This window comes from Bradyrhizobium sp. WU425 (genome assembly GCF_021052305.1).
GTDB lineage: Bacteria > Pseudomonadota > Alphaproteobacteria > Rhizobiales > Xanthobacteraceae > Bradyrhizobium > Bradyrhizobium canariense_D.
Genome location: NZ_CP088089.1, coordinates 1,080,764 through 1,097,514 on the forward strand (window position 1 = coordinate 1,080,764; position 16,751 = coordinate 1,097,514).

16 protein-coding genes are annotated in these 16,751 nt (G+C 65.5%); 10 read left to right on the forward strand and 6 right to left on the reverse strand.

Annotation, left to right across the window (positions count from 1 at the left end; genetic code table 11):
* Positions 1 to 10 precede the first annotated feature (10 nt).
* The 3 genes from BcanWU425_RS05160 (at position 11) to BcanWU425_RS05170 (ending at position 3,360) form a co-directional block, all read left to right on the forward strand.
* A complete protein-coding gene (locus BcanWU425_RS05160; protein WP_018453148.1) occupies positions 11 to 1,411 on the forward strand; it encodes an aspartate ammonia-lyase in 1,401 nt (466 codons plus the stop codon).
* Positions 1,412 to 1,562: 151 nt separating this feature from the next.
* Complete coding sequence (locus tag BcanWU425_RS05165) at positions 1,563 to 2,531, forward strand: NAD(P)H-dependent flavin oxidoreductase (RefSeq protein WP_204512512.1); 969 nt, start codon at positions 1,563 to 1,565, stop codon at positions 2,529 to 2,531.
* 55 nt (positions 2,532 to 2,586) lie between these two features.
* The gene (locus tag BcanWU425_RS05170; RefSeq protein ID WP_085350797.1) at positions 2,587 to 3,360 is read left to right on the forward strand and encodes a thioesterase family protein; all 774 of its coding nucleotides are present in this window, start codon (positions 2,587 to 2,589) and stop codon (positions 3,358 to 3,360) included.
* A 10-nt stretch (positions 3,361 to 3,370) separates the two neighbouring features.
* On the opposite strand, the gene BcanWU425_RS05175 is transcribed toward BcanWU425_RS05170, so the two are convergent.
* Positions 3,371 to 4,933: an AMP-binding protein gene (locus BcanWU425_RS05175; protein WP_018453150.1), complete on the reverse strand. Its 1,563-nt coding sequence runs from the start codon at positions 4,931 to 4,933 to the stop codon at positions 3,371 to 3,373.
* Positions 4,934 to 5,041: 108 nt separating this feature from the next.
* Between BcanWU425_RS05175 and BcanWU425_RS05180 the strand changes: the two genes are divergently transcribed.
* The 4 genes from BcanWU425_RS05180 to BcanWU425_RS05195 all read left to right on the forward strand — a co-directional run bounded on the left by BcanWU425_RS05180 (position 5,042) and on the right by BcanWU425_RS05195 (position 8,046).
* On the forward strand, positions 5,042 to 6,016 hold the full coding sequence (locus tag BcanWU425_RS05180) for an NAD(P)H-dependent flavin oxidoreductase (RefSeq protein ID WP_204512511.1): 975 nt from the start codon (positions 5,042 to 5,044) through the stop codon (positions 6,014 to 6,016).
* Between the two features lie 138 nt (positions 6,017 to 6,154).
* A complete protein-coding gene (locus BcanWU425_RS05185; protein ID WP_018453152.1) occupies positions 6,155 to 6,403 on the forward strand; it encodes a hypothetical protein in 249 nt (82 codons plus the stop codon).
* A gap of 132 nt (positions 6,404 to 6,535) precedes the next feature.
* A complete protein-coding gene (locus BcanWU425_RS05190; RefSeq protein WP_018453153.1) occupies positions 6,536 to 7,246 on the forward strand; it encodes a hypothetical protein in 711 nt (236 codons plus the stop codon).
* Positions 7,247 to 7,332: 86 nt separating this feature from the next.
* Complete coding sequence (locus tag BcanWU425_RS05195) at positions 7,333 to 8,046, forward strand: hypothetical protein (RefSeq protein ID WP_085350794.1); 714 nt, start codon at positions 7,333 to 7,335, stop codon at positions 8,044 to 8,046.
* Between the two features lie 106 nt (positions 8,047 to 8,152).
* On the opposite strand, the gene BcanWU425_RS05200 is transcribed toward BcanWU425_RS05195, so the two are convergent.
* Positions 8,153 to 8,377: a cysteine rich repeat-containing protein gene (locus tag BcanWU425_RS05200; RefSeq protein ID WP_018453155.1), complete on the reverse strand. Its 225-nt coding sequence runs from the start codon at positions 8,375 to 8,377 to the stop codon at positions 8,153 to 8,155.
* A gap of 235 nt (positions 8,378 to 8,612) precedes the next feature.
* Between BcanWU425_RS05200 and BcanWU425_RS05205 the strand changes: the two genes are divergently transcribed.
* Positions 8,613 to 8,894, forward strand: coding sequence for a hypothetical protein (locus BcanWU425_RS05205; protein ID WP_204512510.1), 282 nt, complete (start codon positions 8,613 to 8,615; stop codon positions 8,892 to 8,894).
* A 116-nt stretch (positions 8,895 to 9,010) separates the two neighbouring features.
* Here the strand turns inward: BcanWU425_RS05205 and BcanWU425_RS05210 are convergent, their stop codons facing one another.
* A complete protein-coding gene (locus tag BcanWU425_RS05210) occupies positions 9,011 to 10,948 on the reverse strand; it encodes a sensor histidine kinase (RefSeq protein WP_204512509.1) in 1,938 nt (645 codons plus the stop codon).
* Entirely contained in the window at positions 10,945 to 11,628 is a 684-nt protein-coding gene (locus BcanWU425_RS05215; protein ID WP_018453158.1) for a response regulator, read from the reverse strand. The genes BcanWU425_RS05210 and BcanWU425_RS05215 overlap by 4 nt, the downstream gene beginning before the upstream one ends.
* Before the next feature lie 405 nt (positions 11,629 to 12,033).
* On the opposite strand from BcanWU425_RS05215, the gene BcanWU425_RS05220 reads away from it, so the two are divergent.
* Positions 12,034 to 13,842, forward strand: coding sequence for a caspase family protein (locus BcanWU425_RS05220; protein WP_204512508.1), 1,809 nt, complete (start codon positions 12,034 to 12,036; stop codon positions 13,840 to 13,842).
* A gap of 32 nt (positions 13,843 to 13,874) precedes the next feature.
* Here BcanWU425_RS05220 and BcanWU425_RS05225 read toward each other — a convergent pair whose 3' ends face one another.
* Entirely contained in the window at positions 13,875 to 14,318 is a 444-nt protein-coding gene (locus tag BcanWU425_RS05225) for a hypothetical protein (RefSeq protein ID WP_204512507.1), read from the reverse strand.
* Positions 14,319 to 14,645: 327 nt separating this feature from the next.
* Between BcanWU425_RS05225 and BcanWU425_RS05230 the strand changes: the two genes are divergently transcribed.
* Positions 14,646 to 16,451, forward strand: a complete 1,806-nt coding sequence (locus BcanWU425_RS05230; RefSeq protein ID WP_231190204.1) for a caspase family protein — start codon at positions 14,646 to 14,648, stop codon at positions 16,449 to 16,451.
* A 65-nt stretch (positions 16,452 to 16,516) separates the two neighbouring features.
* On the opposite strand, the gene BcanWU425_RS05235 is transcribed toward BcanWU425_RS05230, so the two are convergent.
* Entirely contained in the window at positions 16,517 to 16,750 is a 234-nt protein-coding gene (locus BcanWU425_RS05235; protein WP_204512505.1) for a hypothetical protein, read from the reverse strand.
* Position 16,751 lies beyond the last annotated feature (1 nt).

The following is a 16,751-nucleotide window of genomic DNA, read 5'->3' on the forward strand; positions in this document are numbered from 1 at the left end:
AGGAGCGCCCATGAGCCGCACGGAGCAGGACTTCCTCGGACAGCGTGAGATCGCCGACGACATCTATTACGGCGTCCAGACCATCCGCGGGAAGGAGAACTTCCACATCACCGGCATTCCGATGAACCAGGAGCCTTACTTCGTGAAGGCGCTCGGTTACGTCAAGAAGGCCGCCGCCATGGCCAACCGCGATCTCGGCGCGGTGGACACCAAAGTCGCGGAAGCCATCATCGTGGGCTGCGATCGCGTCATCGCCGGCGACATGATGGACCAGTTCGTCACCGACTTCATCCAGGGCGGGGCCGGCACCTCCACCAACATGAACGCCAACGAGGTGATCGCCAATCTCGCGCTGGAATCGCTCGGCTTCGCGAAGGGCGACTACCAGCACGTCAGCCCCAACGATCACGTCAATTACGGCCAGTCGACCAACGACACCTATCCGACCGCCTTTCGGCTGGCGCTGATCCTTCGGCTCGAGAGCTACATGACGGCGCTGCGCCAGCTCCAGGAGGCATTCTTCGCCAAGGGCCGGGAGTTCGAGCGCGTGCTGAAGATGGGCCGCACCCATCTGCAGGACGCGGTGCCGATGTCGCTCGGCGCCGAATTCCGTGGTTGGGGCACCACCATGGGCGAGGAGGTCGATCGAATCTCCGAGGCCCGCGCGCTGCTGCGCGAGATCAATCTCGGCGCCACCGCGATCGGCACCTCCGTCACCGCGGCGCACGGCTATCCCAAGCTTGCGGTCCGGCATCTGAGCGCGCTCACCGGCGTCGACTTCATCCTTGCGGGCGACCTCGTCGAAGCGACGTCGGATACAGGCGCCTATGTGCAGCTCTCCGGCGTGCTCAAGCGCACCGCGAGCAAGCTGACCAAGATCTGCAACGACATCCGCCTGCTCGCCTCGGGCCCGCGTGCCGGCTTCAACGAGATCAACCTGCCGCAGCTTCAGCCGGGCTCCTCGATCATGCCCGGCAAGGTCAATCCTGTCATCCCCGAGGTCGTCAACCAGACCAGCTTCCTCGTGATCGGGCTCGACACCACCGTGACGCTCGCGGCGTCCGCGGGTCAGCTCCAGCTCAATGTGATGGAGCCGGTGATCTCGTTCGCGCTGTTCTTCTCGATCCGCACCATGGAGCGCGCGGTCAACAGCCTGCGTGAGAATTGCGTCGTCGGCATCACTGCCAACGAGGAGCACACCCGCAACATGGTGCTGAATTCGCTCGGTATCGTCACGGTGCTGAAGCCGCTGCTCGGCTACAAGGAATGCGCCGAGATCGCGCGCGAGGGCTACAAGAGCGGCAAGTCGCTGCATCAGATCGTCGTCGTCGAGCGCAAGCTGCTGACCCAGGAGAAATGGGACGAGATGTTCTCGTTCGAGCGGCTGATCAATCCGGATTTGCTTGCGTGATGTCGTCGGTCCGCGCTGAATTCCGCGGCTTGGAATTGCGGTAACGGCCTCCCTCCACGGCGCCAAAACGCAATACTTGACAGTGGAAAGATTGCCTTGTTGGTATGGCTCCCAACTTCGATGTGACCGCCAACCAGAGGATCGTCTCGCAATGTCCATGCCTGCCTTGTTCAAGGGACGCCTGTCGATCCCCGTGATCGGTTCGCCGCTCTTCATCATCTCGGTGCCCGATCTCGTGATCGCGCAGTGCAAGGCGGGCGTGGTCGGCTCGTTTCCGTCGCTGAACGCGCGGCCGCCGGAGCTGCTTGACGAGTGGCTGGCGCGCATCACCGAAGAGCTCGCGGCCTATGATCGCGCGCATCCCGACAAGCCGTCGGCGCCGTTTGCGGTCAACCAGATCGTGCACAAGTCAAACAACCGGCTCGACCACGACATGCAGCTCTGCGCTAAGTACAAGGTGCCGATGATTATCTCGTCGCTCGGCGCGCGCGAGGAGCTCAATCAGGCCGTGCACGGCTGGGGCGGCATCGTTTTCCACGATGTGATCAACCAGAAGTTTGCGCACAAGGCGATCGAGAAGGGCGCCGACGGCCTGATCCTGGTCGCGGCGGGCGCCGGCGGCCATGCCGGCACGATCTCGCCATTGGCGTTCGTTGCCGAGACACGAAAATGGTTCGACGGCCCGATCGCGCTGTCCGGCGCGATCGGCAACGGCAAGGCGATCCGCGCCGCGCGCATTCTCGGCGCCGACTTTGCCTATATCGGCTCGGCCTTCATCGCCACCAAGGAAGCCAATGCCGTCGAGAAGTACAAGGAGATGATCGCCGGCGCGACGGCCGACGACATTATCTATTCCAACCTGTTCACCGGCGTGCACGGCAACTATCTGAAGCCGTCGATTCTCGCCGCCGGCATGGATCCGGAAAACCTGCCGACGTCCGATCCTTCCAAGATGAACTTCGGCACCGACGCCTCCGGCGAGCGCGCCAAGCCAAAAGCCTGGAAGGAAATCTGGGGTTCAGGCCAGGGCGTCGGCAGCATCGACGGCATCGTGCCAGCCGCCGAAATGATCGCGCGCTTCAAGAAGGAATACGACGAGGCGGTCGATCCGCCGTTGTGAACTTCGCCGGGACGACAGCTTTTGCTCAGCACCGAATGTGCATCACGGAGAAACGATGCCCCCCATCTACCGCGTCGACGGCGACAGCGTCGTCACCAGCCCGGATGCCGCGGGCCCGTGGGACCGGCGTATGCAGCACGGTTCGGCGCCGGCCGCGCTGGTGACGTGGGCGGCTGAGCGCATTCCGACGCCAGTTGCAATGGACATCGCGCGCGTCACCATCGACCTGATGCGCCCGGTGCCGGTGGCACCACTCACGATCGCGACCGAGATCTTGCGCGAGGGCCGCAAGATCCAGCTCTGCGGAGTCAAGCTGCTCGCCGACGGCGTCCAGGTGGTCGGCGCCACCGTGCTCAAGATCAAGCGCCAGGCACTGACGCTGCCCGAGCACGTCAAGGCGCTGCCGGTTACGCTGCCGTCGCCGGAGGACTCGCTGCTCGAGGACGGTCATGCCGCTACCAGCCCGTTCGTACGTTCAGTCTCGATGCGCGCTGCGCGCGGCCGCTTCGGGCAAGCCGGCGCCGGCGCGATCTGGTTTCGCGTCGACCATCCCCTGATCGCGGGCGAACCGCTCTCCCAGGCGATGCGCGCCGTGGTCGCGGCCGATTTTTCCAACGGCACCGCCTCGTCGCTCGATTTCCGCGCCTGGACCTACATCAACGCTGACCTCACCGTGAGCTTTGCGCGCCAGCCGGTCGGCGAATGGATCCTGCTCGACGGTGATTCCTGGATCGGCCCCGATGGTGCCGGGCTTGCGATGTCGCGGCTCGCCGACCGGCAGGGCTATTTCGGCCGAGCCGTGCAAAGCCTGGTGATCGAGAAGCGGTGAGGCACCTTATCTATCCCACCATCCGGCCCCGCCCGCTCCAAAAGCTCGCGCGCAGCATCTTCTTGTCGACCTTGCCGACGCCGGTCATCGGGAGTTGCTTGACGAACTGGATCTGCTTCGGTGCATGAGCCGAGCCTTTTCGCGTCTTCACCAGATTGATCAGTTCATCGGCGTCAGGTTTTGCGCCTTCGCGCAGGACGACGACAGCGGTCACGGCCTCGCCCCATTTCTCGTCGGGGATGCCGACGACCGCAACCATGGCCACATCGGCGTGCTGTGACAGCACGTCTTCGATTTCCCGCGGAAAGATGTTGAAGCCGCCGGAGACGATCATGTCCTTCTTGCGGTCGAGGATGAACATGTAGCCGCGATCGTCCTTACGAGCGATGTCGCCGGTGTGCACCCAGCCGTTCTTGAGCGTCTCGGCGGTGGTGTCGGGCCGCTTCCAGTACTCCGCCATCGCATGCGGAGCGCGCACGCAGATTTCGCCGGCCTCGCCCGTCTTCACCTCCTGGTCGTTGTCGTCGAGGATCTTGACCTCGCACGCCGCGATCGGGAAGCCACAGGACAGGAACAGTTCGGGCGTTTTGGGATCGTGATCCGCCTTGCGCAGCACCGAGATTGGGTAGCATTCGGTCTGGCCGTAGAGCTGCGAGAACACCGGCCCGATCCGTTCGATGCCCTCGACCAGCCGGCTCGGCGACATCGCGGAGGCGCCGTAGAGCACCAGCTCGAGCGAGGAGAGGTCGGTCCTGCTCAATGCGGGATGATCGAGCAGCACATAGACCATGGTCGGCACGAACAGCGTGAAGTTGATGCGCTCGCGTGCGATAGTCCCCAGCACCGCCTCGGGATCGAAACCCTTCAGCATGTGCACGGTGCCGCCCCGCATCAAGGTCGGTAGCACTTTCGTGCCGGCGACATGGCTGATCGGTGCCACCGCGAGGTAGCGCGCGCCATCGGGAATCTCGAAGTCGGCGAGGATCGCGGCCGCGGCTCCGGCATTTTCGCGGTGGTAGCGCAACGCGCCCTTGGATTTGCCGGTGGTGCCACCGGTGTAATTCAGCGTGGAGAGGTCGTCGGGTCGGGCGAGGCAATGCGCGCTGGCATGGCCTTCGATCTCGATCGCCTGCAAGAGATCGACGCCATAGTTGGCCGGTCCCGTGGTGAACACCGCCTTGAGCCAGGTCGCCTGCGCGGCGAGCTCGCCGCCGCGATCGTGGAAGGCGGCCGCATCGACCACCAGCACCTCGGCCTCGGAATCCTCGAGCTGGAACATCTGGTCTCCCGGCGATCCCAAAGGATGCAGCCAGGTGACGCAGAGCCGCGACAATTGCGCGGCAACGCCGGCGCACCAGGTGTCGGCGCGGTTCGCGGTGAGGAAGGCGACCCGCGCGCCGGGCTGCAATCCAAGCCGCATGAACACGCCCTGGATGCGCCCGATCAGGTCGATGGTGCCCTGATAGCTCAGCGATCCGCCGGGCCACGCGAACGCGGTTCGGCCCGGATAGCGCGACAGCGCCCGCAGCGCCTGCGCGCAAGTCGGGGACGATGCATGGAGCGGATCGGACATATGTTTCCTCGCTGCTTTGTTATCGGCTTCCGGCGTGCCAATGTTTACCGCGACGCTAGCACAGGGAATGCGGGATGGAACGACTAAGCCCGCGCGAGGGAGGCACGCGTGACGTCAGATCGGCTGCAACATTTCCACGGTCGTCTCGCCCTGCCGCTGATTGCCGCGCCGATGTTTCTGGTCTCGGGCGTCGAGCTCATGGTCGCGGCCTGCCGCAACGGCGTGATCGGCAGCTTCCCCACCGCGAATTGCCGTAGCACCGAACAACTCGATGAATGGCTCACCGACATCGAAGCGCGGCTGCGGCGGCATGAAGATCAAACCGGCCGAAAGGCCGCGCCGCTTTGCCCAAACCTGATCGTGCACCGCTCCAATGCACGGCTGGAGCAGGATCTCGCCGTGTTGCTGCACCACAGGCCGGAGATCGTCATCACCTCGGTCGGCTCGCCCACGACGGTGCTCAAGCCGCTGCACGACGTCGGCGCATTGGTGCTTGCGGATGTTGCCTCGATCCGCCACGCCGAACGCGCGGCGGAAGCAGGTGCCGACGGGCTCGTGCTGCTTACCGCCGGCGCGGGCGGGCAAACCGGCTGGCTCAACCCGTTCGCCTTCGTCCGCGCGGTGCGTGCGTTCTACGATGGCATCATCGTGCTCGCGGGGGGCATCAGCGACGGCCACGCATTGCGCGCGGCCGAAGTGCTCGGTTGCGATCTCGGCTACATGGGTACGAAGTTCATCGCGACGCGGGAGAGCATGGCGGATGAGCGTCACAAGCAAATGCTGGTCGACGGCAGCGCGGACGACATCTTGCTGACCACCGCGTTCACGGGCCTGCAGACCAGCATGCTCAAGCCGTCGATCCTGGCAGCCGGTCTCGACCCCGACGATCTGCCGGCGCGCGGTGCAATCGACGTCGGCAAGGACATCGACGTCAACGCGCGCGAGAGCCGCCCCGAGCGCTGGCGCGATATCTGGAGCGGCGGGCATTCGATATCGGGTGTAACCGAAGTGATGGAGGCCAACGATCTCGTCGCGCGGACGGTCGCGGAGTATCGAGAGGCGGGTGGCCGCCTCTCCCCGTAAAAACCCGGAGACCGACAGGGCCCGTCGCCTCCATCACAGTTAATCGAGCGCTCCTTAGAAGCGGTCACTTAACGGCAGATTAACCATCGATCGCCCAGAATCCCCTCAGGCGCCAATCAGGACCGAGAGGGACAGGCGATGGACTTCGACTTTCTCAACGCCAAGACGGCGGCTTCGCTGGACGAAATTCGCGTTCGCGTGGCCCATGCGCTGGCCCGCCACCCGCTGTGCCGCAATGTTCGCTTCGACATCGTCAGCGTCCCCCGCACCCGCCGGGGCGGCAATTGGACGGTGGCGCTGCAATCGGTCGAGCCGCGTGGAGTCTGGGAGGCCTCGGAGATCGTGGCCGACATCCAGGACGCTTACGATCTGGCGCTAGCTGCTTGATTTTGTTGACCTTTCCAGATGATGTCGCCGCAGTCCGCGCGATTGCCGCCGCGATGGCACGGTTAAGCCTTAATTTTCGCCCAGTTTGCGGGCAGTGATCACGTGGACTTGAAGCCGGTTGCGGAGAGACGTTTGTCGAAAGCCATCACCATCGTCGTGCTGACCTGCTTCCTCGTCCTCGGCGCCGCCACCACCGCCATTCTCGGCCGCGACAGCGTGCCCAGCGTCAGCGCCGAAATGATCACGCAGGCGCCGGCGCCCAAGCTGCTTGCAACCAATCGGGCCGCCAAGGCCGACCGTCTGGTTCCGACGCTGGCGCTAGCCTCGGCCGCCATCGACCCGGTTCAGGTTCCGGCGGACAAGCTCTCGCAAATGCCCGTGCTGACCGAGCCGCTGCGTCAGGCGTTTGCCGCCGCCACGCCATCCGATTTCCCGATGCCCAAGGCGAGCGTGAACGAGGCTCCGGCCGCTGCAGAGATTCCTGCCGTCGAAGTCCCGGCCAAGCCGAAGGTCGTCGCCAAGCCGCAGCCGCAGAAATCCTATTCGCTGTTGTCCGACGTACAGATTGCGGGCATCAGGGACCGTCTGAAGTTGTCGTCGTCGCAGGAATATTACTGGCCGTCGGTCGAGACCGCGCTGCGCAACGTTGTCCGCAAGATCTCGGCAAACAAGCTGTCCAATCCGAACGTGCAGGGCGTGCCGATCGATCCCAATTGCGACGAGGTCCAGCAGTTGAAGTCGGCCGCGATGCCGCTGCTGTTCCAGCTGCGTGACGACCAGAAAGAGGAAGTGCGCAAGCTCGCCCGCATCATTGGGCTCGAGAAGGTGGCGCAGCAGATCTGACGCGCAAGTTCCTTCCGGAACTGCGGCTATATCGGGAACATCCTGCAATTGACAAGCGTTGCCCGCTCCAAAGAGGGAGTGGACCAATGCGCGCCTCGACAGCCTATTTCGTCGGTGCAGGAACCATCGTCGCAGCCATCGCCATTGGTCTCGGCGGCGGCATTGTCGCCGGCAATATCATGAATCCGGTCTCGCCCAAGCAGGGGCCTGATACCAGCAAGATCGCGCAGCGCGCTGACGCCAAGCCCGCCACGACGGAAGCGCCATCCGAGCGCCTGCAATATCTCACCGGCTCGCAAGCCTTCGGCGCCATGGTCGCCGCGCCAGCGCAGGCCGAAGCCAAATCCGACGCCAAGGCCGAGTCCAAGCCTGAGGCAAAGTCCGAAGCGGTGAAGCCCGACACGCAGACCACTCAAGCCAACGCTGAACAGCCAGCGCAACAGCCTTCGCAGGCGGCAGCGGTGGAGCCCCCGAAACCGCCACCGGCGTCGCCTCCGCAAGTCGCAAAGCCTGCCGAGCGGCAAGCATCGACAGAGCCGTCATCCTCATCCGACAACGCCTATGCCAAGGCCAGGGATTCTGACGTCAAGCGCGCCACGTCTGAACGGCGCCGGACGGAGCGCCGTGAGCGCTGGGCCGAGCGCCGCCACTACGATTTCCGCGAGCCGCGTGGGATGCGCGACCGCACCGATTGGGACGACGTCGCGCGCAACATCCGCGAAGATGCCGATGCGCGCGAGGTCCCGAGCAGGCCGCGCGGCGGCTTTCCGCAGATCAGGCTATTCGGCGACGACGATTAGCGTCCATCCTCGCCGTCGTGCGCGCGCCCGACCTATGACCGGCGCATCGACGTCTATGGCCTGACGGCTTTGACGCCGCCGAGATTTGTGTTGTGGACGCGAGCACTCACCCGCCGTGTGACTCCACGACCTTGCGGCAGCCGTCCGAAAGCTTCGACTTGTTCTCGCGCAGGCAGGCATTCATCTGTGGCGGCTTGCCGATATGTTCGGCGCAGAATTTGTTCGCGTCGCTTCGGCAGGTCATCTGCTCCTGCGGCGTCGGACCGGATTGCGCAGCGGCGGTCTGGGCGGTAGCGGCGAGCAGCAGCACGGCAAGAACCGAGATCTTCATAAAACACCTCCTTGGGAATGTCGTTGGTCCCGCCTGGGATCAAGCGGGCCGGACCATCTCGCGAGCGCCGGGCGCAGGTCCATGCCATGTTCATGGCATCGGCCAGCCCGTCCCGCCGCCGTACCCCCATTTTCATGGCATGTATCAGCGCGCCGTCTTTTGTCATTCAGGCTGCACGTCGGCCGCGAGACCCGGTGATTGCATCGGGCCGCCGAACGGGAAGCAGGAGAGCAAGATGTCGAAAAGAGCGGGAGCGCTGAGCGCCGGGCTGACAATTTTGGCGCTGGCAGGTGCGGCGACGGTCTCGCTGGGCACGAGCCCGGCGCAGGCGGTGGTCTATTGCAAGACGGTCGGCATACCCAAGGGCTGCGTGGTGCGGCCGAGAGCGGCAGTGGTCGCTGCGCCGGCCGCCGCAGTCGCGGTCGCGACACCCGGGGTCGGTGCGCCCGGTGTCGGCGTGCGCGCGGGCACGCCGATGAATCGCGGTAGTCCGGTCAATCGCGTCGGCGTGCGCTGAGAAAGACGAAAGAGTTCGGGCGAAGGAGCATTGCGGACGAACCCCCGTCTTCCGCAGGCAAATCATCCGGCCCGTCCCTCTCTCCGCGCGTCCCACACGTTCGGAGAGGGGGCTTTTCAGCCGACGGCGGCACCGCTGTCGGGGAAAATCTGCGGCAATTGCAGCCGCACGCGCGTGCCTGAGGAATCCGAGCTCAGATCGAGCATCGCCCCGCAGCGCGCGGCACGGCTCCTCATGTTGCGAAGCCCCCGCGCGGTCTGGCCCGCGTCGGTGGCTCTGCCGCTGCCGACCGGCGCAGAACCGTTCGCAAAGCCCTTGCCATCATCCGCGACCTTGATCACACCGAACGGCCCCTGACCTTCGTTGACCGTCTCGATGGTGACCGCGATGCGGCGGGCCTGTGCGTGCTTGACCGCGTTGGTCACGGCCTCGTCGAGGATGCGCACGATCTGGATGACATGCCATGGCCTGAGCTCGGGATGCAGCGGCAGCCCCTGCGGCGTGGCCACGTGCCAGTCGAGCGCGATGTCGTGCGGTCGCAATTGCGCGGTCGCTCGCTCGCGCCAGGAGCCGAGTGCGAGCATCAGGTCGCCGCCGATGTCGTCCATGGAGTCGATGACGAGGCGGAGGTCCTTCAGCGCCGCACGGGCAGCGTCGGTGATGGTCGCGCCCTCGTGCCCGCGCTCGGACAGTGCCACGATGCTGATGAGCTGGCCGCCGAGGCCGTCATGCAGGTCGCGCATCAGCCGCGTGCGCTCATTGGCGAGCGCGGCTGCCCTTGCACGCTCCTCCTCGCGGGCAAAGCTCGCCTTCAGCCGCTCCTCGGCCTCACGTACGCGCGTCACGAGCTGGTCGGCAAAGCTGTCGACCTGGTTCAGCGCGCGCGCGAACCGCCAGGTCAAACCGGCGCCGATCGCGACCAGCATCGCCGAGTAGGACAGGCGCGAGAGGAAGATGCGCTCGTCGGTCACGATCTCGAACACCGACAGCATGTCGTGGACCCAGCAGATCAGCACAATGGTCACCGCGCAGCCGAGCGTGAAGCTTGCCGCGTCCTGCCGCCGCACCACCGCGGCAGCGGTGACGCAGGCCATCAGGAGCAGGCAGAGACCGACGGTAGGAATGCCAAGCAGGAGAAACAGAATGCGCGGCAGCGGCGGGCCGGCGATCAGTCCGACGCCGAACACGACGAGCCCCGGCGCGAACAGCAGCATGCCGTAGCGCGGCCAGCGCCAGCCGAAGAACAGCACGCCGAAGACGACGACCAGGGCGCTCTCGATCGGTGCGGACGCGAGCAATACCGCGGCGAGCCGGGACGTGTTGAGGGGGGGCACCGGTGGCGGCGCAAAGGCCTGCACTACGCCGAGTACCATCGCCACGGCCAGCACGCCGTAAACCGGCTCGCGGCGGCGCATCAGCCACATGATCGCCAGGATGACGGCGAGGATCGACTGCCAAGCGGAGAACACCACGGGCAACGTGACGAACATCAGCGTGCGTGTCTCGTAGGCCGGCCGCAAGGCCGCATCCGGCCCGACATAGACGGTGTCGAGAAAGCCCTTGAGCGGTCCCCAAACCAACAGCCGTACCGCGATCTCGTTCGCGCCCTCGCGCAGCAGCGAGGACGGGATCGCCCCGATCTGCGGAGTGTTGCGGTCGGGCCGGTTGGCGTTGGCATCGCGTCGGGAATCCAGGATGACGACGCCGTTGATTGAGACTTCCACCGCGTTGCTGAAGCGCGGCAGGAATACCGACCATCCCGACGCGACATCGCCGCGGCGGAACGTGAAGGCGCCGGTGTAGAGCGGCGGGTCGGCCAGGGAATAGCGTGACGACGTGAAATGCGGCAGCGTCACGGGACGTGCCACGCCGTCCTCGCGCAGCGAGAATTCGCTCAGCGCAAAGTCGTCGGGGTCGCTGGGCTGGAGCAGCCGCAGCCCGAGGACGGTCGCGACCACTATCAGCGCCTGCAGCAGCAGATAGGGCACGAGACGCGAGACCAGCAGCCGGCGCCGCCCGGGTTTGACCGGTGCCTTGGCCACGATCTCGCTCACAGCTTGATCAGGCCCTGCTGCACCGCTTCGAACACCGCTTCGCTGCGGGTGTGCACTTCGAGCTTGCGATAGATGTTCTTGATGTGGCCGGGCACGGTCTGCCGGGACAGGCCGAGATGGCTTGCGATCTCGGCGTAGCTGAAACCTTTGGCAATGCCCCAGAGGATATCGATCTCGCGTGGGGTGAGCCTTGCGGTGTTGAGCGCGGGGCCCGGCGGAGGCTCGGCCGCATTCTGCGCGGAACCTTGCGTCCTGCGCACGATGAAGCGGGCGATCGAGGCCGAGATCGGCGAATGGCCGGCGACAAGATCGCGCACGGTGGTGGCGATATCAGTGGGGAACGCATCCTTCAGGAGATAGCCGGTGGCGCCAACCGTGATCGCGGAGATCACACTTTCTTCGTCGCCGAGCGCCGAGATCACCATGATCTCGGTGTCGGGAAAGCGTTGCCTTGTCTCGCGGATCAGCTCGACGCCGTGGCCGTCGGGCAGCCGCAGATCGGTGAGCAGCACGCGCGGCACAGCCGCGCTCAGCGCCGAACGAGCCTCTCCCAGCGTACCGGCGCTTCGCACCTCGTAGCCGGCCTTGACCAGCGCGTCCTGGAGCCGCCAGCAGGTCGGCGCGTCGTCCTCGACGAGGAGGATGGTGATGGCTTCACCCGTCTCGCCCTGTTCGGTCATGATCATCGTCGTCCTGCACCGCGTGTCCCCCGCGGCGCAGGGCCAAGTTTAGCCGCGGTGCGGGCGCCGCGACACCCATAATCATGGTGTCGCAAGGCATCGGTCTGGCGTTCCCGACGCGATGCCTACTGCTTCGTCGCACTGGCTCGTCCGGCGGCATGGGCGGGCCCGGCAGTCGCTGCACCAGATGCGCGCGGTACCGGCATTGTTCTTGTAGAACTGCTGATACGGCTCCTTGATCACGTCGAGCTTCGTCGGCCGCAGTCATGTCGCCGGAGGTTTGGCCTGACGCCCACGGCGGCACCGGGAAGTGAGATAGGCCACAGACGGGTTGACTTACGGGAGAAGACCCTCGAAATCATCCCGGAGCCAGCCTAGGGCCCTTGACGGATTGAAGCCTGCACCATGGTCGGATTGATCCTCCCGGCTCCGATGTCACGCCTGCAGCGTCTGGCCGGCCGTGTTGCGCTGGCGATTGCTCTGATGCTGGCAGCGGCGACGACCGCGCAGGCCGACAAGCGAGTGGCGCTGGTCCTTGGTGTGTCCAACTACCAGAGCGTCGCGCGGCTGGCCAATCCTGACAACGACGCCGCCGCCATCAGCGACGTGTTCAAGCGGATGGGGTTCGATATCGTGGAGCTTCGCCGCGATCTCGGCGTCATCGAGATGCGGCGGGCGGTGCGCGATTTTGCTGCGGTTGCCGCGGATTCCGACATGGCCGTGGTCTATTACGCCGGTCACGGCATCGAGGTGAACGGCGCGAATTTCCTGATTCCGGCAGATGCCAGGCTGCAGAGCGATTTCGACGTCGAGGACGAGGCGGTTCCGCTGGACCGGATTCTCCAGGCGATAAATCCGGCGAAGCGGCTGCGGCTCGTCATCCTCGATGCCTGCCGCGACAATCCGTTTGCAGAGCGGATGACACGCAGTGTCGCCACGCGTTCGATGGGCCGCGGCCTCGCCAAGATCGAGCCCGCCACGGCGGATACGCTGATTGCGTTCGCCGCCAAGGCCGGCGCGGTCGCCGGCGACGGCGACGGTGCGCACAGCCCGTTTGCGACCGCGCTCCTCAATCATTTGGCGACACCGGGCCTCGACCTTCGCCTGACGCTTGGCCGGGTTCGCGACGAGGTGCTCAAGAGCACGGGGCGGCGGCAGGAGCCCTTCGTCTACGGATCGCTCGGCGGCGACACCGTGGCGCTGGTGCCGCTGATTGCCCCAAAGGTCGATCCGGACGCGGAGTCCCAGCGGGACTACGAATTTGCGGCGCAGATCGGCACAAGGGAGGCGTGGACCTCGTTTCTCGGCGTTCACGGTAGCGGCCCCTACGCTGTGTCTGCTCATGCGGCCCTCGACAAGCTGGATGCGGCGGAGAAGGCCCGTGAAAAGGCAGACCTGCTGAGGCGGCAAGCCGAACAGCAAGCCAGGCAGAAGAACGAGGATGTCAAGAAGCAGATCGGGGAGCAGGCTGCGCGCCAGGCCGAGCAGGCGAAGCTCCAGGTCTCAGAACAGGCCCGGCGCGATCTGGAGAAGGAGCGCCAACGCATCGCCGACCAGGCCAAGCGCGAGCTCGACGATGCCCGGCGGCAGGTTGCGGAGGCGCGCCGGCAGGCGGAGGATGCGGCCCTTCAGGTCGAGCAGGCAAAGAAGCAGGCCGCGCTGGACGCGCAGCAGCAGATCGAGGCCGCAAGGCGCGAACAGGAACAGCGCGAGCGGGAGCGACAGGCCACACTCGCCGCGGTAACTCCGCCGGCTGCGCCTGCCCCTGCGTCGGTTGTCGTGCCGGCAATGGATCCGGCGGATATTGCACGCCTGCTCCAAGCCCATCTGAAGCGCGTCGGCTGCGATCCCGGGACCACCGACGGTGCCTGGACGGCGCCGTCGCAAAAGGCGCTCGACAATTTCAACCGAAACGCCGGCACCAGATTCGACGTCAAAGTTGCCAGCCTCGATGCGCTCGATGCGGTGCGCGGCCGGCCCGATCGTGTCTGTCCGCTGGTGTGCGCCAAGGGACAAAAGGCAGAAGGCGATCGTTGCGTCCAGATCGTCTGCGACGGCAATGACGTGCTGGATGCCCAGAGCGTGTGCCGGCGGCGTCCCGATCCGCCGCCGCAGAAGCCAAAGGCGGTATCGCGCCAGGAGCCGAGCCCGCGCGGTCGCGCACGTCCGTCCGGCGGAGCCGATTCATGCGGAGGCAGCTGTGAGGGTGATTGAGACCGGTGCCGAGAGCACGGTGCCTCGGCAGCTCACAGGCTGGGAACGACGTTGACGTTGACTTTCAGATTCAGGAACGTGCGCTTGCCGGCGCCGTCCTCGAAGTAGAGTCTGCTCTCGAAATGGTCGCTGCCGGTAAAGCCGGAATTCGGCCGGTACACAGCCTTCGTCGAGTTGACCAGGCTGTAAGATCCGTTCGCCGGAGAGACGACGACGTCCTGGCCCACGAACGGACCCAGGGATTGGAAATTGAACCCGCAACCGCGGTCTTGCGCGACCCGCATCGGGATGACGACATTACAACCCTGGCAGATGTTGAAATGCGGGCGACGGCAAGCTGCGTTGGCATTCAAGCCGTGGGCGTTTCCGTAGCTCTTGTAGCCCGGGCGCATCTTGTCGGCGCTCGCAGTGCCGGAAAGAAGCAACGAGGCGCTGGTTACAATCGACAATACAACTGTCATGAAAGGACGGATCATTCTGAAAACCCCTTGGCGGCCAACGAAGCAAAAGCGATTTATGCCGACATAGAAGCTCAAGCGCCCCGGGGAGGCAAGTATCTGCGGAAGGTTGCTGGACAGCTTCCCAATGCCATGCCCCTTCCACTATCATTTCGAACAGGGAGGCGCCCGGCAGGACACTGCGCGGCGGCAACCGTCTCGCCTGACGGCCGGGCCTGATGTGTGATCGATGGCACAGACCCGAGGGCGGACCGCTATCGAAATAGTACTCATATCGATTGCAGCCACATTGCTGACGCGTGGAGCGAAGCCTGCATCATGATCCGATTGAGCCCTTCAGTCCCGATGTTGCGTTCAAGCCGGTTGGTCTGCCGGCTTGCGCTGTCGATGTTGTGGATGCTGGCAGCGGCGACGACCGCGCAGGCCGACAAGCGAGTGGCGCTGGTCCTTGGTGTGTCCAACTACCAGAGCGTCGCGCGGCTGGCCAATCCCGACAACGACGCCGCCGCCATCAGCGACGTGTTCAAGCGGATGGGGTTCGATATCGTGGAGCTTCGCCGCGATCTCGGCGTCATCGAGATGCGGCGGGCGGTGCGCGATTTTGCTGCGGTTGCCGCGGATTCCGACATGGCCGTGGTCTATTACGCCGGTCACGGCATCGAGGTGAACGGCGCGAACTTCCTGATTCCGGCAGATGCCAGGCTGCAGAGCGATTTCGACGTCGAGGACGAGGCGGTCCCGCTGGACCGGATTCTCCAGGCGATAAATCCGGCGAAGCGGCTGCGGCTCGTCATCCTCGATGCCTGCCGCGACAATCCGTTTGCAGAGCGGATGACACGCAGTTTCGCCACGCGTTCGATGGGCCGCGGCCTCGCCAAGATCGAGCCCGCCACGGCGGATACGCTGATTGCGTTCGCCGCCAAGGCCGGCGCGGTCGCCGGCGACGGCGACGGTGCGCACAGCCCGTTTGCGACCGCGCTCCTCAATCATTTGGCGACACCGGGCCTCGACCTTCGCCTGACGCTTGGCCGGGTTCGCGACGAGGTGCTCAAGAGCACGGGGCGGCGGCAGGAGCCCTTCGTCTACGGATCGCTCGGCGGCGACACCGTGGCGCTGGTGCCGCTGATTGCACCGCCGATCGATCCGAACGCGGGAGCCCGGCGGGATTATGAGCTTGCAGCGCAGGCCGGCACCAAGCAGGCCTGGCTTTCCTTTCTCGCCGTTCATGCCACCGGCATCTATGCCAACTTTGCGCATGCGGCGCTCGACAAGCTCGAGGCCGCAGAAAAAATCAGCGAAAACGCCGATGCCGTACAGCGGCAGGCCGAGCAGCAGGTCCGGCAGAAGAGCGACGATTTCAGGAAACAGATCGAGGAGCAGGCGGCGCGTGAGACGGAACGGGCCACGCAGCAGATCTCCGAGCAGGCCCGGCGCGATCTGGAGAAGGAGCGCCAACGCATCGCCGAGCAGGCCAAGCGCGAGCTCGACGATGCCCGGCGGCAGGTTGCGGAGGCGCGCCGGCAGGCGGAGGACGCGGCCCTTCAGGTCGAGCAGGCGATGAAGCAGGCCGCGCTGGAGGCGCAGCAACAGATCGAGGCGGCGAAGCGCGAGGCAGACCGGCGCGAGAAGGAGCGCCAGGCTACGCTTGCCGCTCTGACCCCGCCCGCCGCGCCCGCTGCTGCTCTCGCCGTGGCGCCGACTAGCGTGCCAGCGATGGATCCTGCGGACATCGCCCGCTTGCTCCAGGCGCACCTGAAGCGTGTCGGTTGCGATCCCGGTGCGGCCGATGGCGCCTGGACTGCACCGTCGCAAAAGGCGCTCGACAGCTTCAACAGATATGCCGGTACGAAATTCGACGTGAAGGTCGCAAGCCTCGACGCGCTCGATGCGGTGCGCGCCCGGCCCGATCGCATCTGCCCGCTGGTTTGTGCGAGGGGGCAAAAGGCGGTTGGCGACCGCTGCGTCCAGATCGTCTGTGACAACAAATTCGTGCTGGACGCCCAGGGCGTGTGCCAGCGGCGTCCCGATCCGTCGCCCCAGAAACCAAAGGCGGTGTCCCGCCACGAACCGAGCCCGCGCGCGCCGTCTGCTCCGGCCAGCAGCGAGGGCGGCAAATGTCATACCTATGGCGGAAAACAGTACTGCCAGTGATGCGGCGTTGCTCGCCCTGGGTTGACGGGGTGGCGAGATCCTCGCGTCCGTCCAGGATGGCCCCTCTACGAAGCCTCTGCCCGCGGCGGCGGATATCGCCGGGCCAGCGCCGACAACGGCAAGTGTCGCTCGCCCTCAGGTAGCTCGAGATAGGCGAGCACGAGCGGCCGTTTCCAGTCACCGACGCCGAAATCCATCGCCATCCATTTCTGCGGTTCGGGGCCCTCAAGACCGCGCACCCAGACGAAATAGCGGGGGAGATCGTCGGCTTCCGTTTCCCTCACGCGTCTCCTGGCCATC